Consider the following 21,793-nt stretch of genomic DNA (forward strand, 5'->3'; position numbering starts at 1 on the left):
TTACGGGAACAGCTGCGCGTCGCGTAACACATGGTCATTGCCCCGGCGACGCGTAAACCCGATGCGGTTGAAGTACTCCAGGATTTGAATCGCCAGCTTGCGCCCCACGTTCAGCCGATCGCGGAAATCGGCGGCGCAGGTTGATCCGCGCTCCCGATCCAGCTCCCGGATCAGGTTCGCGAACGCCACGATCCGATCGTTGCGGTAATAACGATCTTTCACGATCGCCACAATCATGCCCTGCTGCGCCGCATGGCGCAGCACCTGACGCATCAGCTGCTCATCGGTACCGGTTTCACGCGCCAGATCGCGCACCCACCAGGGTTCATCGCCAAACAGCGCCGCCACTTTCTGCCAGACCACTTCCTGGTCGGCGGTAAAACCGGCCTTGTGATCGGGCAGGTGCAGCCAGCCGTGGTGGCTTGCGATCGCCCCGCTGGCGCGCATGTTTTCAATCAGCAGCAGCACCAGCGCGTCGTCTTCCATCGGCAACGCCATGCGCCGCAGACGTTCACGGCCCGGGCCTGGCTCATCCTGATGCTGTTCGTGGTAGGTCGCCAGCGTGCTCAGCACTTTGCGCTGCCAGCCTGCCGCCACCGGCGCATTCAGCAGGCTGTTACCGGCCTGAATAAAGCCGGGCTCCTGCGTCAGGAGGCGCAGCCCTTCGCCGCTGAGCTGGCGCGCCCAGGCGAACGCGGTCAGATCCACCGCACCGCGCTCAAGATGGGCATCTAACGCGGATTTATCATCATGGGCCCTGGCCAGCGCGGCCAGCCACTGTAAATACTCGGGCTTACGCTTGCCGCGACGGGGCGGATTCAGCATCACCACGCGGGCGCCCGCCAGGGTTTCGCGCGCGGAGATGTCGCGCAGAACCAGGCGGTCGTTATCCGCAAGCCAGAGCGGGGAATCGAACACCAGCTCGGCGAGATCGTTTTCCAGCAGCGACACGCGGCCGGTGATATGGCTGGCCGCGTGGTGGATGTGCAGCGGCTGCCACTGGGCCAGCGGCGTGTGGGTCTGAAGAGAGACGATTACCCGCTCAGACGGCTCTGGCGGGGCGTCAGACATCAGCCAGTCGCCGCGGCTGAGCTGCTCTTTCTCCGCATCACCCGCAATGTTCAGGGCGATACGCTGCCCGGCGTGGGCCCGCTCTACCGGCTGGTTTTGCGCATGAAGCCCGCGCACGCGCATGGGTTTGCTAACGCCCGTCAGCCACAGGGTATCGCCCACGTTAACTTCCCCGCTCAGCGCGGTGCCGGTTACCACCAGCCCCGCCCCCTTAACGGTAAACGCCCTGTCGATCGCCAGGCGGAAGCGGTGATGGCCGGCATGCTTACGAGACGGAATCTGCTGCAAATGGTCGCGAAGGGCGTCGATACCGCGCCCTTCTGTCGCCACGGTGACGAAAAGCGCAGCATCCATAAAACCATATTCGCGTAGCGTCGCCTGCACCTCAGCGCGTACCTCGTCGATACGCGCGTCGTCCACGCGGTCCGCTTTGGTGAGGGCTACGGTTAACTGCGGGTTTCCCGTCAGCTGGAGGATCGCCAGATGCTCGCGCGTTTGCGCCATCACGCCGTCGTCGCACGCGACCACCAGCAGAGCGTGATCGATACCGCCCACGCCCGCGAGCATATTGGAAAGAAACTTTTCGTGGCCGGGCACGTCAATAAAGCCCAGCACGCGGCCATCGGGCTGCGGCCAGTAGGCATAGCCCAGGTCAATGGTCATGCCGCGCTTTTTCTCTTCCGGCAGACGGTCGGCATTTACGCCCGTAATCGCCTGCAGTAACGTGGTTTTGCCGTGGTCAACGTGACCGGCGGTGGCAATAATCATTTCAACATCATCTCCAGAAACCGCACTTCATCTTCAAGACAGCGTAAATCCAGCCACAGGCGGCCTTCACCGATACGGCCAATGACCGGCGTCGGTAAGGCGCGCCAGCGCGCCGACAGCGCCTCAAGCTGGCTTCCGCGCCCGTCGCGCGGGGTGAACGTCAGCGCTTCGCTCGGCAGCCGGTCCACGGGCAGCGAGCCGCTGCCAATTTGCGAAAGGCAGGGTTCACTCCGCACCTCAAACTCAGGGTAATGCGGGGCAACCTGCGGCAGCAGCCTTTGCGCCTGCGCGCGAATGGAAGCCGCATCACGGCTTAACAACCGCAGCGTGGGCAGGCGGTCAGCCAGTTTTTCCGGATGCAGATAGAGCCGCAGCGTCGCTTCCAGCGCGGCCAGCGTCATTTTATCGGCACGCAGGGCGCGCTTCAGCGGGTGCTGCTGTAGCTGCGCGATCAGCTCGCGCTTGCCGACAATAATTCCCGCCTGCGGCCCGCCCAGCAGCTTGTCGCCGGAGAAACTGACCAGGCTCACGCCGGCGGCGATCGCCTCCTGCACCATTGGCTCTTTCGGCAAACCGTACTGGCGCATATCCACCAGCGAACCGCTGCCCAGATCGGCTATGACCGGCACGCCGAGCTCGCGCCCGATGGCGGCCAGCCCGGCTTCTTCCACCGTTTTGGTAAACCCTTCGATGTGGTAATTACTGGTATGCACCTTCATCAGCAGCGCGGTGTTCTCATTTACCGCGGCGCGATAATCTTTTGCATGGGTGCGGTTGGTCGTGCCCACCTCATGCAGCGTGCATCCCGCCTGGCGCATCACATCCGGAATACGAAACGCCCCGCCAATTTCGACCAGCTCGCCGCGGGATACTACAACCTCTTTCCCGCTCGCGGTGGCCGCCAGCATCAGCAGCACCGCCGCCGCGTTGTTATTCACAATGCAGGCATCTTCCGCGCCAGTAATCTGGCAGAGAAGATCCGCCAGCGCGCGATCGCGATGCCCGCGCCCGGCGCCGTCCAGATCGTACTCCAGCGTCACCGGCGAGCGCATGGCCTGGGCCACTGCCTCAATGGCGTCTTCCGCCTGCTGTGCCCGGCCGAGATTGGTGTGCAGTACCGTGCCCGTCAGGTTAATAACGGGGCGCAAGGCGCTTTGGGCGTGCTCGCTCAGCCTGCGTTCGACCTCCTGCACCCACCCCGCGCACCAGCCGGGAAGCGCGTTTTCAGCCTGAATATGGCGACGCGCGTCGTCCTGAAGCTGGCGTAGCATGTCGACCGTCGCAGCGTGGCCGAACCGCGCCAGCACCGCGGCAATGTTCGGATCTCGAAGCAGACGATCGGTAGCGGGGATCTGGCTGTAGAGGGAATGATGAGTAGTCATGAATGCGCCTGGCGAGTAAATATCTTCCCCCCTCCCAACGGGAGAGGGAGTTAACATGTGGGGGGATTGTACCGCCTCCCGCCAGGAAGTGTTATAACCCGCGTCAAGCCTTTGGTGGTTCAGTACGGGCAAAACTTTCGCGCTGGAAGAGCGTCTCCGCGAGTTTGACCAGCAGGGGACGATCCACGCACCAGCCGGGGGAGACGCGGCGGAAATTGAGGTAGCCAATGGCGCAGGAGATGGCAATCGTCGCCAGATTCAGGCTATCGCTTTGAATTTTGCCGTCGCGGATCAGCTGTTCGCACATATCGAGGCTGCGGCTGATTTTTTCACGCTGGCGGAGCAGTTCGTTCTCTGACTGCTGTGCGGCGGGCCTTGCCTGCTCGCGCACGGAGGCTAGCGCCGCATCCATAATGCCATCCGCCAGGGCCTCGATTTGCTTCATCGCCAGCGCCGCTTTGGGATCCGCTGGCAGCATGGCTGGCGCAACGCCGAGCAGCTCGACGTACTCCGCAATAATTGGGGAGTCAAACCAGTAGTCGCCCTCGTCCGTTACCAGCGCCGGAACTTTCCCCAGCGGGTTGTACTGCGCAACGCCGTTCTCAGCGCTGTACGGCTGTTCATTCACAAATTCAAATTCGATCCCCTTCTCCAGCAGGAGAATCGAAATTTTACGCACGAAAGGACTGGTATAACTGCCGATGAGTTTCATTGCTTATCCTTAATGCCCACAAAGAGGTCAGTATGGATCAAGCCGGGCAAAAAGGCAGGCAGGCGTATCGCATTCCTGTCCTTAGGTGATACGGGAGAAATCTGCATAAAAATATTTTGTGAATTCAGTCACAACTCGAAAACAAAGCGCCAACCTGACAATGTGATAATCATCACAAAAAAGCGCCTGTTCTGGCGAAATTTCGTGCGATGTATTTTTTTTACACACCTGATATGTGATCCCGATCACTTCATTAATATCCTCACCCCCTACATTTACGTGACGACGATCACACAAAATTTCGCTGTCTGGACAGTTGAACGATTCAGTGCCAGATTTCACAACATCAGAACAGGGCCCGGCTACCTCTGCCGCCGCACATTAACGATAAACCTCGGGCCGCAAGCCTAAGCGTAAACATAAGAAGGGGTGTTTTATGTCATCCGATTTCAAGATCAAAGTTCAAAGCTTTGGTCGTTTCCTCAGCAACATGGTGATGCCAAATATCGGCGCGTTTATCGCGTGGGGTATTATCACCGCATTGTTTATTCCGACAGGGTGGTTGCCTAACGAAACGCTGGCGAAGCTTGTTGGCCCAATGATTACTTACCTGCTGCCGCTGCTCATCGGTTATACCGGTGGTCGTCTGGTAGGCGGTGACCGTGGCGGCGTAGTGGGTGCCATCACAACCATGGGTGTTATCGTCGGTGCGGATATGCCGATGTTCCTCGGCGCGATGATTGCCGGTCCTCTGGGCGGCTGGGCCATTAAGAAATTCGACGTCTGGGTTGATGGCAAAATCAAGTCCGGCTTCGAAATGCTGGTGAACAACTTCTCCGCGGGCATCATCGGGATGATCCTCGCGATTCTGGCATTCCTCGGCATTGGTCCGGCCGTTGAAGTGCTGTCTAAGCTGCTGGCGGCGGGCGTTAACTTCATGGTGGCGCACGACATGCTGCCGCTGGCGTCTATCTTTGTTGAACCGGCGAAAATCCTGTTCCTGAACAACGCCATCAACCACGGTATCTTCTCGCCGCTGGGTATTCAGCAGTCTCACGATCTCGGCAAGTCCATCTTCTTCCTGATTGAAGCCAACCCAGGTCCGGGCATGGGCGTTCTGCTGGCATATATGTTCTTCGGTCGCGGCAGCGCGAAGCAGTCTGCTGGCGGCGCGGCAATCATCCACTTCCTGGGCGGTATTCACGAAATTTACTTCCCGTACGTGCTGATGAACCCACGCCTGATCCTGGCCGTTATCCTCGGCGGTATGACCGGCGTGTTCACCCTGAGCGTGCTGGGCGGCGGTCTGGTCTCTCCGGCTTCCCCAGGCTCTATCCTGGCGGTGCTGGCGATGACCCCGAAAGGCGCCTACTTCGCCAATATCGCGGCGATCTGTGCGGCCATGGCGGTCTCCTTCGTTGTCTCTGCCATCCTGCTGAAAACCAGCAAAGTGAAAGAAGACGACGATATCGAAGCGGCAACCCGTCGTATGCATGACATGAAGGCGGAATCCAAAGGCGCGACCCCGCTGGCGGCCGGTGATGTCTCTAACGACCTGAGCCACGTGCGTAAAATCATCGTTGCCTGCGATGCCGGTATGGGTTCCAGCGCAATGGGTGCGGGCGTGCTGCGTAAGAAAGTGCAGGATGCGGGTCTGACCAACATCTCCGTTACCAACAGCGCGATTAACAGCCTGCCGCCGGACGTTGACCTGGTCATCACGCACCGCGATCTGACCGAACGCGCCATGCGTCAGGTGCCGCAGGCACAGCACATTTCCCTGACCAACTTCCTGGACAGCAGCCTGTACTCCAGCCTGACCGAACGTCTGGTGGCGGCGCAGCGCCATGAAGATAACGAAGTGAAAGTGCGTACCAGCCTTCAGGACAGCTTCGACGAGAGCAACGCGCACCTGTTCAGGCTGGGCGCAGAAAACATCTTCCTTGGCCGCACCGCGACCAATAAAGAAGAGGCCATTCGCTTTGCCGGCGAGCAGCTGGTGAAAGGCGGCTACGTTCAGCCTGAATACGTTGACGCCATGCTGGAACGCGAAAAACTGACCCCAACCTACCTGGGTGAATCCATCGCGGTGCCGCACGGTACGGTTGAAGCGAAAGACCGCGTGCTGAAAACCGGCGTGGTGTTCTGCCAGTATCCGGACGGCGTGCGCTTCGGTGAAGAAGAGGACGACATCGCCCGTCTGGTGATTGGTATCGCCGCTCGCAACAACGAGCACATTCAGGTGATTACCAGCCTGACCAACGCCCTGGACGACGAAACCGTCATTGAGCGTCTGGCCAATACCACCAGCGTGGAAGAAGTACTGGCACTGCTTAACAAATAACAGCGTCTCCTCCCTCTCCCCTCCGGGGAGAGGGCTAGGGTGAGGGGATAACGTTTCTCACCCCAGCCCTCTCGGGTAAAAACATTGATGAAGGTTAACACTATGAAAGCATTACATTTTGGCGCAGGTAATATTGGTCGTGGCTTTATCGGTAAATTGCTGGCAGATGCGGGCATTACCCTGACGTTCGCCGATGTGAATCAGGTGGTTCTGGATGCCCTGAATGCCCGTCATAGCTATCAGGTTCACGTGGTGGGTGAAAACGAACAGGTTGAAACGGTCTCCGGCGTGAACGCGGTCAGCAGCATTGGCGACGACGTGATTGACCTCATCGCGAGCGTCGATCTCGTCACCACGGCCGTGGGTCCGGTGGTGCTTGAGCGTATCGCCCCGGCGATCGCAAAAGGCCTGGCGAAGCGTAAGGCGCAGGGTATCGACTCCCCGCTGAACATCATCGCCTGCGAAAACATGGTGCGCGGCACTACGCAGCTGAAAGGCCATGTACTTGCGGCTGTCGCAGACGAAGACAAAGCCTGGGTTGAAGCGCACGTCGGGTTTGTGGATTCCGCCGTAGACCGCATCGTCCCGCCGTCCGAATCCGCCACTCACGATCCGCTGGAAGTCACCGTGGAAACCTTCAGCGAGTGGATCGTCGATAAAACCCAGTTTAAAGGCGCGCTGCCGAGCATTCCGGGAATGGAATTAACCGATAACCTGATGGCATTTGTCGAACGTAAACTCTTCACGCTGAACACCGGGCATGCTATAACCGCGTACCTCGGGAAATTGGCCGGTCACCAGACTATTCGCGACGCGATCCTCGATGAGAACATCCGTGCGGTGGTCAAAGGGGCAATGGAAGAGAGCGGCGCGGTGCTGATCAAACGCTACGGTTTTGATGCTGACAAACATGCAGCATACATCCAGAAAATCCTCGGTCGTTTTGAAAACCCGTATCTGAAAGATGACGTTGAGCGCGTTGGGCGTCAGCCGCTGCGTAAACTGAGCGCGGGCGATCGCCTGATTAAACCGCTGCTGGGCACGCTGGAGTACGGCCTGCCGCACGCTAACCTGGTGAAGGGCATTGCTGCGGCGATGCACTACCGCAGCGAGCAGGATCCGCAGGCGATTGAGCTGGCCCAGCTGATTGACAGCAAAGGCGCGCAGGCTGCGCTGGCGCAGATCTCCGGTCTGGAAGCCAGCAGCGACGTGGTTGCGGAGGCGGTAAGCGCATATAACGCAACCAAATGATGCAGAGTCCGGCGCAGGCTAGCCTGCGCCCGAATAACAGATTGTCAGATATGCAGGCAATAATGGAACAAACCCAGGCCTTTGAAAATCGTGTGCTTGAGCGTCTGAATGCTGGCAAAACCGTACGAAGTTTCCTGATTGCCGCCGTCGAGCTGTTAACCGAGGCGGTGAACATTCTGGTGCTTCAGGTGTTTCGCAAAGACGACTACGCGGTAAAGTATGCTGTAGAACCGTTACTGGACGGAGACGGACCGCTGGGCGATTTGTCGGTACGGCTGAAGCTGATCTATGGTCTTGGCGTGCTGAACCGACAAGAGTATGAAGACGCCGAGCTGCTGATGGCGCTGCGCGAAGAGCTGAATCATGACGGTAATGAATACACCTTTAACGATGACGAGATTCTGGGGCCCTTCGGCGAACTGCACTGTGTATCCGCGCTTCCCCCCGCACCTCAGTTTGATAACAGCGACCCTGAGCTGTACGCGATGCAAAAGCAGCGTTATCAGCAGGTTGTCCGCTCCACCATGGTGCTTTCCCTGACCGAGCTGATTTCTAAAATCAGCTTAAAAAAAGCGTTTCAGAAGTAAGCCCGCACACATTGGTGTATCCTTCCCTGTAAATCCCCCGTTTTCAGAGTTATTTGTCATGAAAGAAGTCGAAAAGAACGAAATTAAACGCCTGAGCGACCGCCTGGATCTGATCCGCCACCAGATGGCCGACCTCTCTCTGGTCGATGCCGCCGAGAAGTATGCCGAGCTGGAAAAAGAGTCCGTGAAGCTGGAAGCGGAAATCGAGCGCCTGCGCGAAGTGAAAGGCCAGAAGCTGAGCAAAGAAGCGCAGAAGCTGATGAACATGCCGCACCGCCGCGCGATCACCAAAAAAGAGCAGGCCGACATGGGCAAGCTGAAGAAAAGCGTCCGTGGCCTGGTGGTGGTGCACCCGATGACCGAGCTTGGCCGCGAAATGGGCCTGAAAGAGATGACGGGTTTTAGTAAAACCGCATTCTGATCCCGCTTCCCCTGCCGCTGCGGCAGGGGAAAACTCAGTTGTAAATCAGGTTAAACGTGGCCATCGCATCCGCTTTTCCCGCCGTCACGTTCTCTTCGGTCTGAATATAATGCGCATCAAACCAGAAGGTCTGCGTCTGGTTATCGCCCACCTGTCCAAGCGCCGATACCTGCGGGGTGTTCCACGGCACCACCTGCCCCTGAACCGCACCGGTATTGTCGCCATAAAGCAGTTCGATTCCGACGCCGCTGGCGCTGTCCTGCTGCTTCGTTAACGCCAGCGCCCGATCGTTGCCCGGCGCGGTATCGCCGAAGAAGCCCATCTTCACCGTCGTGTTATTTTCACAGGTCACCGGAATGCTGAAGCGTCCGCCCCCGGCGCGGGAGCCTGTGCCGTGAAATTCACGCTGGCTTACGGTTCCCATCGGTACCAGAATGCTGCGGGATCCAACGGAACAGCTGGTATGCCTGACCGTGAAGCTGGCGAGACGGATCTGCACCGGCGTCGCGACGTTAGTCGCGCTGGCTTTGTTTTCTCCCGCCTGCAAAACCAGCGATCCGACGTTTTGCTCCTGGGAGTTGGCGTTATCGTCAGGCATGGGGCTGGTCGTCGGGATTTTGTAAAACACCACCCAGAACTGCAATTTATACGTTGGGGCGCTGGCAAAGGCAGGGTTCTGTGAGGCGTCGCAGATACGCCGGGACTCGTTGCCGTCTACCGGGCTGGTGCCGTCAATATACCGCACGGCATCCGCACCACAGTACTGCTGCTCGCGGAACCCGAGCGCGTAGCCGATGCCGTCAATCTGGGTTTTGTAGACGTGACGCGGCGCACCGTCTTCCCCCATCACGGTGCCGACGGGTTTATACAGCCCGACAAATCCGATACTACGCCAGGGGTCACTACCGCCATCGCAGCTGTAGAAATCCGCCCCGGTAGACTGTATCGGCGCGGAAACCGGCGTCCAGTCCGCGGTGCCGGGAGCATATCCAATGGCGTAGGGTACCTGGACAACCCACTGATCGCGCGTGGTGCGGCAGGGTGAGGCCTGAGCGTGCGCATGAAAACTCAGCATGCCAAAAAGAGAAAGCAGACTGAGATAGAAAACCCATTGAATAAAGTGACGCATGATATTCCTCTAGTGGCACTCAAGAGACAGCGTAGCGATGCCGGGGGCCATATGAGCCGACCCCAGCCTGAACGGCGTCTGGCACTGACGCGGCTCCCCGTCTTCATACCAGGTTACGCGCAGCGTGCCGCGCTCCGGTACTCCACTCAGGTAAGCCTGGCCGCCGTCAGCCACCATGCTTCGGTTGGCTGAACGGCGGTTTTGCTCCACCACCTCTGCCTGCGCGCCAAACGGCAATGGCTCGCCGTGGTATCGCAGGGAGAACAGCACGCGATAGCCAATGTGCGTTGCGTAATTGGCCAGCACCACCGCGCCGCTGGTGGGAACGAGCGTCAGCCCGCTCTGCTCAACGTCGACGTTTTCGCCAAGCGTCGCCGTATCAAGATTGACGGTATTCTTACGATAGGCCGAAAGCGCGGGCATGACCGCGTAGCCGCGGCTGTCGGTATGGATGCCGCTGTAGCCCTCCGGCTCAACGTTCGCCGCGCCCGGCACGCGCAGGAGGGCGACGCTATCGCCCAGCGGCTGGCTGAGCGTGACGCCATACCGGGTGGCGATAACGCCCCCGGCGAGGCCGAGACTGGCATTATCGCCGTTTCGGCTGCGGTCGTACCCGAGGCTTACGTTGCCGTAGCCGCCGTTGTATTGCAGCGCCAGGCTGGTGCTGTCGGCTTGTCCCCCGCTGGCTTTACTCTGCTGAACGCTGTAGTTGAGGTTGCGGTTCGCCAGCGCGCTGCCGTTGAGTGATACCTGCTGCGTGGACATCCCACGGTTATTTTTATTGATGAAGTAGCTGACCGAACTGCCTGGCAGCCAGTTACCGAGCGGGACGTTGATGTTAAACGACACGGTGCGATCGGGATGTTGCTCACGCGCTGAGTCGGTGTAGTCATACCCCGCTCCCCATGAAATGCCCCGCCAGCTGGTGTACCAGCCAAGGTGAATGGTTTTGTCCTGCCCGGAGGTGTGCCAGTAATCCTGCATCCACGCCGAAACGCTAAGGCTGCCGAACTGCCCCAGCGTCTGTGAGAAGGTTATTTGCGAGCGGCTACGGCGGTTATTGAGCCGTAGCTGCTGGCTGTCAGACTGATTCAGCTCGCTAAACTCATAAAAGTTGCGTGAGGCATAGCGATAGCTCGCCAGGTTGAAGGCGGTGCCGGTGGTATTAAAATCCTTCTGATACTGAATGCGCCACGCCTGCCCCATTACGCTTTTGCCGTCAGGTAAACGGCTTTTTGCCAGCGTATCGTCAACGCCCAGCGAGCCGAACGCGCCAAACCCTCTGCCCACGCCAATGGCGCCGGCCTGGTAGTTATTCGCGGTACGAAAGCCGCCGTACACCGTCATACTGGAGAACAGGCCGTAGAAAAAAGCGCCTTCAACAAAGTCCGGCGACCGGGCATCGCTGGCGCCGGAGTGAAAGCGTCCGGCATTGAGGCTGTATTTCAGGCTGCCCTGGCGCCGCATAAACGGCACCGCAGAATAAGGCTGGGTAAATACGCGTTTCGAGCCGTCGCTTTCGGTGATGGTCACCTGCAAATCGCCGCTTTGCGCGCCGGGGAACAGATCGTTAATAACAAACGGCCCGGCGGCAACCCAGGTTTCATAAATCACATAGCCATTCTGCGAAACGGAAACCCTGGCATAGCTGTGCGCGACGCCGCGGATTGTCGGCGCGAAGCCGCGCTGGCTGTCGGGTAACATGCTCTCGCTGGACGAGAGCTGAACCCCGCGAAACGCCACGCTATCGAACAGATCGCCTGCGGTCCAGGCATCGCCGATCCGCAGCTGGCTGTTCAGGCTGCGAATATCCCTGCCCAGCCAGCTGCTTTGTGACTGAAAACGATCGCCGCCCGCGTTGCTGTAGCTCCAGGCCGACGTATTACGCAACCGCCACGGTCCCAGGTTTACGCCGTTACGCAGGCTGAGGTAGCTTGACGTCGTGTCGCCGTTTTGATGATGGGCCTGCCCGCCCGTGAGGCTGTAATCAACAAATGCCGCCGGAATACCGTCATCCCACTGCGAGGGGGGCACATAGCCACGGCTGCGGTGCGTCATCGCCGCCTGCGGCAGGCTGATAAACAGGCGCTGCTGGTTAAAATCATAGGAGGTTCGCGCCGCCGGGATAAAATCGGCGATATGCGTGAAGGTCTTTCCCTCGTGCAACCGGGAAAGCGCCGGGATCGCCCCCACATTCACCCCGAGCGCCTCCAGCAGCGGCACGCTAAGCACGGGCTGCAGGCTGCCTTTCTCATTAACGAAGGTAAGCTCCTGATGCCGTTCCTCGCGTCCGTTAACCTCAATCGTTACGAGCCACGTGCCGGGCATCTGCCCGCCCTTTTCGGAGAAATAGTGCAGATCCGCCGTTTTCTGTTCGGCAGAGGAGAGCTCCAGCGCGGCGGGATCGAAATAATCCTCGGCCCATCCTGTGCGGCTGAAGCTGAGCAGCAGCACCGACAGTGGCGCATAACGAAACAGGCGAGAAGGCATGGTTTAAAGAGGCTGCGACCGGGTAGCGGTAATCGCGCCAAAATCATTAATAGCCGACCAGGTAACGCTGCCGGAGGCTGTCACAGGCCATTCGCGGGTTTCGCCTGGGCCGATCATGCCCGGTTGCTCAATTTTATGCCCAGAAACGCTGAGGCGATAAAAAGAGACGTAGTACGGCGTCGGGTTGGTGGCCTTAAGCCCTTTTGGCGTATGTGAAAACCTCACCTTTTGCCAGGCCGTTGCGGCATCGCCTTTCAGATTTTCAGGGCGGTAGAATATTTTAAATTTCGATTTAACGTTAATTTGTAATTCGTTGCTGCTCTCTTTTGGCTTTGGCGCAATGGCTTTAATATCGAGCCAAAATACGGATTCGCGATCTGCGGGCAGCGGCGCGCCGGTATATTGAATACGCAGCGTATTGGTCTGATCCGGATCAAGCCTGAACAGCGGCGGAGTGACGATAAATGGCGCGGCGTGATTTTTCCCTTCGGCGTCATTCTCAACCCACGACTGAATCAGATAGGGAACTGCACTTTCCATATTAGAAACAGAAAATGCCACCTCCTTGCTGTTTTGCGGGTATACGATCCGTGTCCCGCCCATTACTACGCCTGCGGAAACTGACGCAGAGCTAACCATTAATGCAGTGAGCATAATATACGATAAACGTTTCATCTCTATTATCTCTGGAGGTGGCTGAAAAAAATCAGTTATAAACCATCAGGAAGTTGGACACGGCGTTGACATCACCCGCCTGGATTTGCGCTCCATCTTTGTCCAGTGCGGCATAGAACGTTAATTCTGCATTGCCTTTTTCATCTGGTGCGGCGGTTTTTGAAACCGTGCCCGGCTTAATAGCCGTGCTGCGGTCGCTGTTATAAAGCTTCACCCCGACACCCGTCGCCATGCCCGTGCCAGGCGTAACCTGCAACAGCGAGTCATCTTCCGCATCTTTATTCCCGTCAAACAGCACCGCAACGGATTCAACCGTTTCCGGGCATTTTTCGACGTTGATTTTGAACTCACGCGGCGTTGTTTCGACGTGCTCATCGAAGTAGCTCTTCGCCCACGCCCCAAGGTCTACGGTTTTGTTTTTTGACGCTGGAGTAATATCACAGGAAATAAGGGTTATCTTACCGGTGAAGTTGATTACCCCGCCTGTGCCCTGCGTACCAGCGCCTGTATCCAGATTAGCAGTAACATCTGAACCACTGCTTGCCAGCACCGCCTGAGAAGATAACAGAAACCCCGCCGCGGCAAATGCCAGCGCCACATTTTTGATTTTCATTTGAAAGTAAAACCCTCTGTAAATAAAACAGATATAGATTTGTCGTACCTGATCGAATAATCGCTATAAGAACTTAGAAACGTCACCAAAGGGTACTAATAGAGTTGGTGATGCGACCTCTTAGTAAAGCATGGGGTCCATCCCGATGTGATAATCCATATATTTTCCTTAAGCCATAAATGTATATCCCACAGGAGAGAAATACCCTAGGCAGAAAATAACAATGAATACTTTAAGGTTAAAAAGGAATTTATTTTCTTCCGTAACGCAGCATCGACATAAATAGTAAATCAAATACCTAATAACGTCTACGTATCGAAAAGGGTGCAGCATGTTTTATAAACATTTTGGAATTAACAGCAATGTAACAATTTTTACCTGTTTTGCTTACCCACAAAACTATTCCCTCCCTTCTAGTTCCGTTATGAAATTAAAAAAACAGTTGACTGATCAATGTTTGATCAATTTTTTTCAGATCATTATTAGGATGAAAAGTTAAAGCAGGAGAGACATCTTTGCGATTATTCTGCAAAAACGCTTAAACGCAGAATTTTTCATTATTGATCAGCAATTGATCGTTTGTAATACGCTGTTAAAATCTATATGTGAAATTTATCTTAATTAAAATTTTTTGCTACATATTATATTTCGCATTTTTACCTAAAAAAAATTTATATTTCTCTTAAATAAATCATGCAGTTTACAAATTGTCCCTTTATCGTAAACTAAAATAAAACAAATCCATCTTAGGCGCTTAACGTAAATAGCGCAAACAGGCATTTTTATCATCATATTTTACCCGCCGTGCCCGCCCACGGTGGCGGAACGCTGCTCAACCCGCAGCCTACGTCTGCGTCATAAATGAACGATCTGCGCAGGCCTTTTGGTCCTACCAATCGACTCCAAAGCGAACCATCCTTCACAGTTTTACTGCTTCACTTCACAAAAGCATTGCTGAATAGCAACACTTGATTAACCATTCATTGTCATTACCCCTACATCACAATATTGGATGGACCACTTTTACACAGCGTGTGACGCAGAGATGAGCGGAGACTCACCCGCAGCGCAAGCCGTGTGGTCCTCAGGAGACCTGCATGAGCCTCTGGCAACAAAACTACGATCCGGCCGGGAATATCTGGCTTTCCAGCCTGATCGCATCGCTTCCGATCCTGTTCTTCTTCTTTGCGCTGATTAAGCTCAAGCTGAAGGGCTACCTCGCCGCGACGTATACCGTTGCCATCGCCCTGCTGGTGGCGCTGTTTTTCTACAAAATGCCGGTCGATCGCGCGCTGGCCTCCGTGGTGTATGGCTTCTTCTACGGCCTGTGGCCGATTGCGTGGATCATCATCGCCGCGGTCTTTGTCTACAAAATTTCGGTGAAAACGGGGCAGTTCGACATCATTCGCTCGTCGATTCTCTCCATTACGCCGGACCAGCGTTTACAGATGCTGATAGTCGGCTTCTCCTTCGGGGCGTTCCTTGAAGGGGCGGCAGGGTTTGGCGCGCCGGTGGCGATCACCGCCGCGCTGCTGGTCGGGCTGGGCTTTAATCCGCTGTATGCCGCTGGCCTGTGCCTGATCGTGAACACCGCGCCGGTGGCGTTTGGCGCGATGGGTATTCCGATTCTGGTGGCCGGACAGGTGACCGGGCTGGACAGCTTTGAGATTGGCCAGATGGTTGGCCGCCAGCTGCCGTTCCTGACCATTATCGTGCTGTTCTGGATCATGGCGATTATGGACGGCTGGCGCGGCGTGAAGGAGACCTGGCCTGCGGTAATGGTGGCGGGCGGTTCGTTCGCGATTGCCCAGTATCTCAGCTCCAACTTCCTTGGGCCTGAGCTGCCGGACATCATCTCTTCCCTGGTGTCGCTGGTCTGTCTGACGCTGTTCCTGAAACGCTGGCAGCCGGTGCGCATCTTCCGCTTTGCCGATATGGGCGCGTCGCACGTGGATCAGACGCTCGCCCGCACGGGTTATACCGCCGGGCAGATCGTCCGCGCGTGGTCACCGTTCCTGTTCCTGACCGCCACCGTAACGCTGTGGAGCATCCCGCCGTTTAAGGCCCTGTTCGCCCCGGGCGGCGCGCTGTACGACATGGTGATTAACATCTCCGTGCCGTTCCTCGACAAAATGGTCGCCCGCATGCCGCCGGTGGTGCACGACGCCACGCCGTATGCGGCGGTGTTTAAGTTTGACTGGTTCTCGGCAACCGGTACGGCCATTCTGTTTGCGGCTATCCTTTCCGTGGTGTGGCTGCGCATGAAGCCGGCCGCCGCCGTGCAGACCTTTGCGGCGACGATTAAAGAGCTGATGCTGCCGATTTACTCCATCGGCATGGTGCTGGCGTTCGCGTTTATCTCGAACTACTCCGGCCTGTCGTCGACGCTGGCGCTGGCATTAGCCCATACCGGCCACGCCTTTACCTTCTTCTCGCCGTTCCTCGGCTGGCTGGGGGTGTTCCTGACCGGTTCAGATACGTCCTCAAACGCCCTGTTTGCCGCCCTGCAGGCAACGGCCGCGCAGCAGATTGGCGTCTCGGATGTGCTGCTGGTCGCGGCGAACACCACCGGCGGCGTGACCGGCAAAATGATCTCCCCGCAGTCCATCGCCATTGCCTGTGCCGCGGTGGGACTGGTGGGTAAAGAGTCGGATCTGTTCCGCTTTACCGTGAAGCACAGCCTGATATTTACCTGCATGGTGGGCGTTATTACCACCCTGCAGGCCTATGTCTTAACCTGGATGATCCCATGATAGTGATGCCCAGACGCCTGTCCGACGAGATTGCCACTCGCGTGCGGGCGCTGATTGAAGAACAACAGCTGGAGGCGGGCATGAGATTGCCCGCCGAGCGCCAGCTTGCCGCCCAGCTTGGCGTATCGCGTAATTCGCTGCGCGAAGCGCTGGCGACGCTGGTCAGCGAAGGGGTGCTGCTGAGCCGTCGCGGCGGCGGCACCTTCGTGCGCTGGCAGCATGATGACTGGTCCGAGCAAAACATCGTTCAGCCGCTGAAAACGCTGATGGAAAACGATCCGGACTACAGCTTCGATATCCTCGAAGCGCGCCACGCCATCGAAACCAGTACCGCCTGGCATGCGGCGATGCGGGCAACCGAGGCCGACAAAGAGAAGCTCAAAGCCTGCTTTGAGGCCACGCAAAGCAGCGACCCCGATATCGCCTCCCAGGCCGACGTGCGTTTTCATCTGGCGATTGCCGAGGCGTCGCACAACGTGGTGCTGCTGCAAACCATGCGAGGTTTCTTCGACCTGCTGCAATCCTCCGTGAAGCAGAGCCGCCAGCGCATGTATCTGGTTCCGCCCGTGTTTGCTCAGCTGACCGAACAGCACGAGGCGGTACTCAACGCCATTCTGGCAGGCGATGCCGAAGCCGCGCGTAAGGCAATGATGGCGCACCTGGGCTTCGTGCACACCACCATTAAACGATTCGATGAAGATCAGGCCCGACAGGCGCGTATTACCCGTCTGCCCGGCGACAGTGATATTTCCAGGGAGAACAAAGCATGATTATTTCAGCAGCTAGTGACTACCGCGCCGCGGCGCAGCGCATTTTGCCGCCGTTCCTCTTCCACTACATCGACGGCGGGGCGTATGCCGAATATACCCTGCGCCGCAACGTGGAAGATCTCTCGGAAGTGGCCCTGCGCCAGCGCGTGCTGAAGAATATGTCTGACCTGAGCCTTGAGACAAAACTATTTAACGAGACGCTCTCCATGCCGGTGGCCCTTGCGCCCGTTGGCCTGTGCGGTATGTATGCCCGCCGGGGCGAGGTGCAGGCCGCCGCCGCGGCGGATGCCAAAGGCATTCCGTTTACCCTTTCCACCGTGTCCGTCTGCCCGATTGAAGAGGTCGCACCGACCATCAAGCGCCCTATGTGGTTCCAGCTGTACGTCCTGCGCGATCGCGGCTTTATGCGTAACGCGCTCGAGCGCGCCAAAGCGGCGGGCTGCTCAACGCTGGTCTTTACCGTCGATATGCCAACGCCCGGCGCGCGATACCGCGACGCGCACTCCGGCATGAGCGGCCCGAACGCCGCCCTGCGCCGCTACTGGCAGGCGGTTACGCATCCGCAGTGGGCGTGGGACGTAGGCCTGAACGGTCGTCCGCACGATCTGGGCAATATTTCGGCCTACCTCGGTAAACCGACCGGGCTTGAGGATTACATCGGCTGGCTGGCAAACAACTTCGATCCGTCGATCTCGTGGAAGGACCTGGAGTGGATCCGCGAATTCTGGGACGGCCCGATGGTGATCAAAGGGATCCTCGATCCGGAAGATGCGCGCGACGCGGTGCGCTTCGGCGCGGACGGGATCGTGGTTTCTAACCACGGCGGACGCCAGCTCGACGGCGTGCTCTCTTCCGCCCGCGCGCTGCCCGCCATTGCCGATGCGGTGAAGGGCGATATCGCGATCCTGGCCGACAGCGGCATCCGCAACGGGCTGGACGTGGTGCGCATGATTGCCCTCGGCGCCGACAGCGTGCTGCTGGGCCGGGCCTACCTGTACGCGCTGGCCACCAGCGGCCAGGCGGGCGTGGCGAACCTGCTGAACCTCATTGAGAAAGAGATGAAGGTGGCGATGACCCTGACCGGCGCGAAGACGATAAAAGAAATCAGCAAGGATTCGCTGGTGCAGGAACTCAGCAAGCTGCCGGCGGCGCTGGCTCCCCTTTCCCAGGGGAACGCGGCCTGATCGTTTTTAGTTGATATACGTTTCTCAGGCGCCCGACTCCCCCTCGGGCGCTTTTTTTTGTCGAAAATAACACCTGCGTAACATTCTGGATAAGAAAATTTGACACGCCACGCCTCTCCGCAATTGTATAGACAAGCAAATACAAGAACACAAAAACAACATTACATCGGAGGGGAGCGTATGACGTATTCAGGTCGGGTGGATATTCAGCAGGTGATCGATGAAAGTCGCTTTTCAGGGTTTCACTGGCTTCTTATTGTGCTGGGCTTCCTGGTTCTGGCGATCGATGGCTTCGATACCGCCGCGATGGGTTACATCGCGCCGACGCTGTCGGCGGAGTGGGGTATACAAAAACAGGATCTGGGGCCGGTGCTGAGCGCGGCGCTGCTGGGGCTGTCGCTCGGGGCGCTTATAGCAGGTCCGGTATCGGACCGGATGGGGCGCAAGCGCGTGCTGATCTTTTCGTGCCTGTTCTTTGGCCTTGCGAGCCTGGGCACGGCCTGGGCGCAAAGCCTGAATACCCTGACGCTGTGGCGGTTCCTGACGGGCCTGGGGCTCGGCGCCGCGATGCCTAACGCCATCACGCTGATCTCAGAGTTTGCCCCCAGGCGCTGCCGCGCCATGGCGATTAATACCATGTACTGCGGCTTCCCTCTGGGTGCGGCAGGCGGCGGCGCGATCTCTTCCTGCCTTATCCCTCACCACGGCTGGCGAAGCGTGCTGCTGACCGGCGCGATTGCTCCGCTGGTTTTAACGCTGCTGCTGGCGCTGCTGTTGCCGGAGTCGGTGAAGTTTCTGGTGCAGCGCGGGAAAGACGTCGCGCAGGTTCGCCGCATCGCCGGCCGGTTTGCCCGCAGCACGCTTGACGGCGTCACGGGCTTTTTCCTGGCGGAGGAAAAGGTTGCCGCTAAAAAGGGGAGCGTGGCACAGCTTTTTTCCATGCCCTGGCTTCCCGGCACGCTGATGCTGTGGGTCACCTACTTTATGGGGCTGGTCATTTACTACGTCCTGCTTAGCTGGATGCCGACGCTGATGCAGGGGATGGGCTATGCGCTGGCGGAATCCGCCTGGCTCACCTCGCTGTTCACCTTCGGCGGTACCGCAGGCATTCTGCTCGCGGGCTGGATGATGGACCGCTGGGAAGCGCACAAGGTGGTCGCGGGAGGATTCATGCTGACGATGGGCCTCATTCTTTTGCTTGGCCTTGAGCATAACCATATCGCCCTGTTTGGCGGCCTGATTTTCCTGATGGGGATCGCGATGAACGGCGCACAGTCGGGAATGCAAACCCTGGCCGCCACCTTTTACCCTACCGAATGCCGCGCCACGGGCATCGCCTGGATGCAGGGGATCGGCCGCTTTGGCGGCGTGGCGGGAACCATGACCAGCGCCCAGCTGCTTTCCATGCAGTGGCAGGCGGACAGTATTTTAATGATCCTCAGCGTGCCCGCCCTGGTGGCCGCGGCGGCCACCTGCTACAAAATGCTGCGCTGCCGCGCGCATGAACCCGGCGTCGCCTAGTCGCTCTCTTTTCTGCTATTCTGCCCCCGCAATTAAGGGGGCAGCATGCTTAACATCGTTTTATTCGAACCAGAAATTCCACCCAACACCGGCAATATCATCCGCCTGTGCGCCAACACCGGTTTTCGTCTGCACATTATTGAGCCGATGGGCTTTACGTGGGACGACAAACGCCTGCGCCGCGCGGGGCTGGATTATCATGAATTTACCGCCGTGGTTCGCCATCACGATTACGCCGCGTTTCTGGAAGCAGAGAAGCCGCAGCGCATGTTTGCCCTGACCACAAAAGGCACGCCTGCGCACAGCGCGGTAAGCTATCAGGATGGGGATTATCTGATGTTTGGCCCGGAAACCCGCGGCCTGCCGGCCACTATTCTGGATGCTTTACCGGCTGAACAAAAAATTCGTATTCCGATGATGCCGGACAGCCGCAGCATGAACCTGTCGAATGCGGTGTCGGTGGTGGTGTATGAGGCGTGGCGCCAGTTGGGATATCCCGGCGCGATACTGCGTAGCTGAAGCAAGTCGGGTGGCTTGCGCCACCCGATTCGTCGTTGTTAGCCCGCTACCGCGATACGCTTCATGTCGGTCATGTAGCCGCGCAGTTTCTGGCCCACTTTCTCGATTTCGTGGCTGCGAATGGCTTCGTTTACGTCACGCAGCTGCGCGTTGTCTACCGCACCTTCCGCAATAGCCTTGCCCAGATCGCCTGCCTGCAGGGTGGTCATGAACTCTTTCAGCAGCGGTACGCAGGCGTAAGAGAACAGGTAGTTGCCGTATTCTGCGGTATCAGAGATAACCACGTTCATTTCGTACAGACGCTTACGGGCGATGGTGTTCGCGATCAGCGGCAGCTCGTGCAGTGATTCGTAGTACGCAGACTCCTCGATGATGCCGGAATCCACCATGGTTTCGAACGCCAGCTCAACGCCCGCTTTCACCATCGCGATCATCAGTACGCCTTTATCGAAGTACTCCTGCTCGCTGATTTTACCGTCGAACTGTGGCGCCGTTTCGAACGCGGTTTTACCGGTTTCTTCACGCCAGGTCAGCAGTTTCTTATCGTCGTTCGCCCAGTCCGCCATCATGCCGGAGGAGAACTCGCCGGAGATGATGTCGTCCATGTGTTTCTGGAACAGCGGCGCCATGATGGTTTTCAGCTGTTCAGAGAGTGCGAACGCGCGCAGTTTTGCCGGGTTGGACAGGCGGTCCATCATCAGCGTAATGCCGCCCTGCTTCAGCGCTTCGGTGATGGTTTCCCAGCCGAACTGAATCAGTTTTTCCGCGTATGCCGGGTCGGTGCCCTCTTCCACCAGCTTGTCGAAGCACAGCAGGGAGCCGGCCTGCAGCATGCCGCACAGAATGGTCTGCTCGCCCATCAGGTCAGACTTCACTTCAGCAACGAAGGAGGATTCCAGCACGCCCGCACGGTGACCGCCGGTAGCCGCTGCCCATGCTTTGGCAATGGCCATGCCTTCGCCTTTCGGATCGTTTTCCGGGTGAACCGCGATCAGCGTCGGCACGCCGAAGCCGCGCTTGTACTCTTCGCGTACTTCCGTACCCGGGCATTTTGGTGCCACCATCACCACGGTGATGTCCTTACGGATCTGCTCGCCCACTTCAACGATGTTGAAGCCGTGGGAGTAACCCAGCGCGGCGCCGTCTTTCATCAGCGGCTGTACGGAACGCACAACGTCAGAGTGCTGCTTGTCTGGAGTCAGGTTTACCACCAGATCCGCCTGCGGGATCAGTTCTTCGTAGGTACCCACTTTAAAGCCGTTTTCGGTCGCTTTACGCCAGGAAGCGCGCTTCCCAGCAATCGCTTCTTTGCGCAGGGCGTAGGCGATATCCAGCCCGGAGTCACGCATGTTCAGGCCCTGGTTCAGACCCTGCGCGCCACAGCCGACGATGACCACTTTTTTACCCTGAAGGTAGCTCGCGCCATCGGCAAATTCATCGCGCGCCATGAAGCGGCATTTGCCCAGCTGCGCCAGCTGCTGGCGCAGGTTCAGTGTATTAAAGTAGTTAGCCATGGGTGATACCTCGTGATGTTGTGTGTCTTATTGTTCGGTTCGCGTTTCAGCGAGAATGTACCCACATTACAACAGGAAATTTATTGCGG

The 21,793-nt window shown here is 57.9% G+C and carries 17 protein-coding genes; 9 read left to right on the forward strand and 8 right to left on the reverse strand.

Annotation, left to right across the window (positions count from 1 at the left end; translation table 11 throughout):
* The 3 genes from selB to MOQ06_RS17195 all read right to left on the reverse strand — a co-directional run bounded on the left by selB (position 1) and on the right by MOQ06_RS17195 (position 3,933).
* Positions 1-1,839 carry a selenocysteine-specific translation elongation factor gene (gene selB, locus MOQ06_RS17185; RefSeq protein WP_242174107.1) on the reverse strand — a complete coding sequence of 613 codons (1,839 nt, stop codon included), beginning with the start codon at positions 1,837-1,839 and terminating at the stop codon, positions 1-3.
* Complete coding sequence (gene selA / locus MOQ06_RS17190; protein ID WP_242174109.1) at positions 1,836-3,221, reverse strand: L-seryl-tRNA(Sec) selenium transferase; 1,386 nt, start codon at positions 3,219-3,221, stop codon at positions 1,836-1,838. The genes selB and selA overlap by 4 nt, the downstream gene beginning before the upstream one ends.
* Positions 3,222-3,324: 103 nt before the next feature.
* A complete protein-coding gene (locus MOQ06_RS17195; protein ID WP_242174111.1) occupies positions 3,325-3,933 on the reverse strand; it encodes a glutathione S-transferase in 609 nt (202 codons plus the stop codon).
* Positions 3,934-4,369: 436 nt separating this feature from the next.
* Here MOQ06_RS17195 and MOQ06_RS17200 point away from each other — a divergent pair, with 436 nt between their 5' ends.
* From MOQ06_RS17200 to MOQ06_RS17215, 4 genes are all read left to right on the forward strand, one after another.
* Positions 4,370-6,277, forward strand: coding sequence for a PTS mannitol transporter subunit IICBA (locus MOQ06_RS17200; RefSeq protein ID WP_242174112.1), 1,908 nt, complete (start codon positions 4,370-4,372; stop codon positions 6,275-6,277).
* A gap of 102 nt (positions 6,278-6,379) precedes the next feature.
* A complete protein-coding gene (mtlD, locus tag MOQ06_RS17205) occupies positions 6,380-7,528 on the forward strand; it encodes a mannitol-1-phosphate 5-dehydrogenase (protein ID WP_242174115.1) in 1,149 nt (382 codons plus the stop codon).
* A complete protein-coding gene (mtlR, locus tag MOQ06_RS17210; protein ID WP_242174118.1) occupies positions 7,525-8,115 on the forward strand; it encodes a mannitol operon repressor MtlR in 591 nt (196 codons plus the stop codon). The genes mtlD and mtlR overlap by 4 nt, the downstream gene beginning before the upstream one ends.
* 58 nt (positions 8,116-8,173) lie before the next feature.
* Positions 8,174-8,536: a YibL family ribosome-associated protein gene (locus MOQ06_RS17215; RefSeq protein ID WP_148422476.1), complete on the forward strand. Its 363-nt coding sequence runs from the start codon at positions 8,174-8,176 to the stop codon at positions 8,534-8,536.
* 34 nt (positions 8,537-8,570) lie between these two features.
* Here the strand turns inward: MOQ06_RS17215 and MOQ06_RS17220 are convergent, their stop codons facing one another.
* From MOQ06_RS17220 to MOQ06_RS17235, 4 genes are read right to left on the reverse strand one after another with little or no spacing between them, the layout of a single operon-like run.
* Entirely contained in the window at positions 8,571-9,665 is a 1,095-nt protein-coding gene (locus tag MOQ06_RS17220) for a fimbrial protein (protein WP_242174121.1), read from the reverse strand.
* 9 nt (positions 9,666-9,674) lie between these two features.
* Complete coding sequence (locus MOQ06_RS17225) at positions 9,675-12,155, reverse strand: fimbria/pilus outer membrane usher protein (RefSeq protein ID WP_242174124.1); 2,481 nt, start codon at positions 12,153-12,155, stop codon at positions 9,675-9,677.
* 3 nt (positions 12,156-12,158) lie between these two features.
* Positions 12,159-12,830: a molecular chaperone gene (locus tag MOQ06_RS17230; protein ID WP_176609214.1), complete on the reverse strand. Its 672-nt coding sequence runs from the start codon at positions 12,828-12,830 to the stop codon at positions 12,159-12,161.
* A 31-nt stretch (positions 12,831-12,861) separates the two neighbouring features.
* Positions 12,862-13,443 carry a fimbrial protein gene (locus MOQ06_RS17235; protein WP_176609213.1) on the reverse strand — a complete coding sequence of 194 codons (582 nt, stop codon included), beginning with the start codon at positions 13,441-13,443 and terminating at the stop codon, positions 12,862-12,864.
* A 1,097-nt stretch (positions 13,444-14,540) separates the two neighbouring features.
* Here MOQ06_RS17235 and lldP point away from each other — a divergent pair.
* The 5 genes from lldP to trmL all read left to right on the forward strand — a co-directional run bounded on the left by lldP (position 14,541) and on the right by trmL (position 20,190).
* A complete protein-coding gene (lldP, locus tag MOQ06_RS17240; protein WP_003860175.1) occupies positions 14,541-16,196 on the forward strand; it encodes an L-lactate permease in 1,656 nt (551 codons plus the stop codon).
* Positions 16,193-16,966: a transcriptional regulator LldR gene (lldR, locus tag MOQ06_RS17245; RefSeq protein ID WP_148422470.1), complete on the forward strand. Its 774-nt coding sequence runs from the start codon at positions 16,193-16,195 to the stop codon at positions 16,964-16,966. Before lldP ends, lldR begins: the two co-directional genes overlap by 4 nt.
* On the forward strand, positions 16,963-18,150 hold the full coding sequence (lldD, locus tag MOQ06_RS17250) for an FMN-dependent L-lactate dehydrogenase LldD (protein WP_242174126.1): 1,188 nt from the start codon (positions 16,963-16,965) through the stop codon (positions 18,148-18,150). The genes lldR and lldD overlap by 4 nt, the downstream gene beginning before the upstream one ends.
* Before the next feature lie 180 nt (positions 18,151-18,330).
* Positions 18,331-19,671, forward strand: coding sequence for an aromatic acid/H+ symport family MFS transporter (locus tag MOQ06_RS17255; RefSeq protein ID WP_242174127.1), 1,341 nt, complete (start codon positions 18,331-18,333; stop codon positions 19,669-19,671).
* 45 nt (positions 19,672-19,716) lie between these two features.
* Positions 19,717-20,190 (forward strand): tRNA (uridine(34)/cytosine(34)/5-carboxymethylaminomethyluridine(34)-2'-O)-methyltransferase TrmL, encoded by a 474-nt coding sequence (gene trmL / locus MOQ06_RS17260; protein ID WP_006808633.1) that lies wholly within the window; start codon positions 19,717-19,719, stop codon positions 20,188-20,190.
* A 38-nt stretch (positions 20,191-20,228) separates the two neighbouring features.
* Here the strand turns inward: trmL and ilvC are convergent, their stop codons facing one another.
* Positions 20,229-21,704 (reverse strand): ketol-acid reductoisomerase, encoded by a 1,476-nt coding sequence (ilvC, locus tag MOQ06_RS17265; protein WP_242174129.1) that lies wholly within the window; start codon positions 21,702-21,704, stop codon positions 20,229-20,231.
* Positions 21,705-21,793: the final 89 nt, after the last annotated feature.

It is taken from the genome of Enterobacter sp. I4, from assembly GCF_022669095.1.
Lineage (GTDB): Bacteria > Pseudomonadota > Gammaproteobacteria > Enterobacterales > Enterobacteriaceae > Enterobacter > Enterobacter pasteurii.

Excerpts from the sequence above, each read along its gene's own strand:
- selB (WP_242174107.1), bottom strand. The coding sequence starts at position 1,839 with ATGATTATTGCCACCGCCGGTCACGTTGACCACGGCAAAACCACGTTA.
- selA (WP_242174109.1), bottom strand. The coding sequence starts at position 3,221 with ATGACTACTCATCATTCCCTCTACAGCCAGATCCCCGCTACCGATCGT.
- MOQ06_RS17195 (WP_242174111.1), bottom strand. The coding sequence starts at position 3,933 with ATGAAACTCATCGGCAGTTATACCAGTCCTTTCGTGCGTAAAATTTCG.
- MOQ06_RS17200 (WP_242174112.1), top strand. The coding sequence starts at position 4,370 with ATGTCATCCGATTTCAAGATCAAAGTTCAAAGCTTTGGTCGTTTCCTC.
- mtlD (WP_242174115.1), top strand. The coding sequence starts at position 6,380 with ATGAAAGCATTACATTTTGGCGCAGGTAATATTGGTCGTGGCTTTATC.
- mtlR (WP_242174118.1), top strand. The coding sequence starts at position 7,525 with ATGATGCAGAGTCCGGCGCAGGCTAGCCTGCGCCCGAATAACAGATTG.
- MOQ06_RS17215 (WP_148422476.1), top strand. The coding sequence starts at position 8,174 with ATGAAAGAAGTCGAAAAGAACGAAATTAAACGCCTGAGCGACCGCCTG.
- MOQ06_RS17220 (WP_242174121.1), bottom strand. The coding sequence starts at position 9,665 with ATGCGTCACTTTATTCAATGGGTTTTCTATCTCAGTCTGCTTTCTCTT.
- MOQ06_RS17225 (WP_242174124.1), bottom strand. The coding sequence starts at position 12,155 with ATGCCTTCTCGCCTGTTTCGTTATGCGCCACTGTCGGTGCTGCTGCTC.
- MOQ06_RS17230 (WP_176609214.1), bottom strand. The coding sequence starts at position 12,830 with ATGAAACGTTTATCGTATATTATGCTCACTGCATTAATGGTTAGCTCT.
- MOQ06_RS17235 (WP_176609213.1), bottom strand. The coding sequence starts at position 13,443 with ATGAAAATCAAAAATGTGGCGCTGGCATTTGCCGCGGCGGGGTTTCTG.
- lldP (WP_003860175.1), top strand. The coding sequence starts at position 14,541 with ATGAGCCTCTGGCAACAAAACTACGATCCGGCCGGGAATATCTGGCTT.
- lldR (WP_148422470.1), top strand. The coding sequence starts at position 16,193 with ATGATAGTGATGCCCAGACGCCTGTCCGACGAGATTGCCACTCGCGTG.
- lldD (WP_242174126.1), top strand. The coding sequence starts at position 16,963 with ATGATTATTTCAGCAGCTAGTGACTACCGCGCCGCGGCGCAGCGCATT.
- MOQ06_RS17255 (WP_242174127.1), top strand. The coding sequence starts at position 18,331 with ATGACGTATTCAGGTCGGGTGGATATTCAGCAGGTGATCGATGAAAGT.
- trmL (WP_006808633.1), top strand. The coding sequence starts at position 19,717 with ATGCTTAACATCGTTTTATTCGAACCAGAAATTCCACCCAACACCGGC.
- ilvC (WP_242174129.1), bottom strand. The coding sequence starts at position 21,704 with ATGGCTAACTACTTTAATACACTGAACCTGCGCCAGCAGCTGGCGCAG.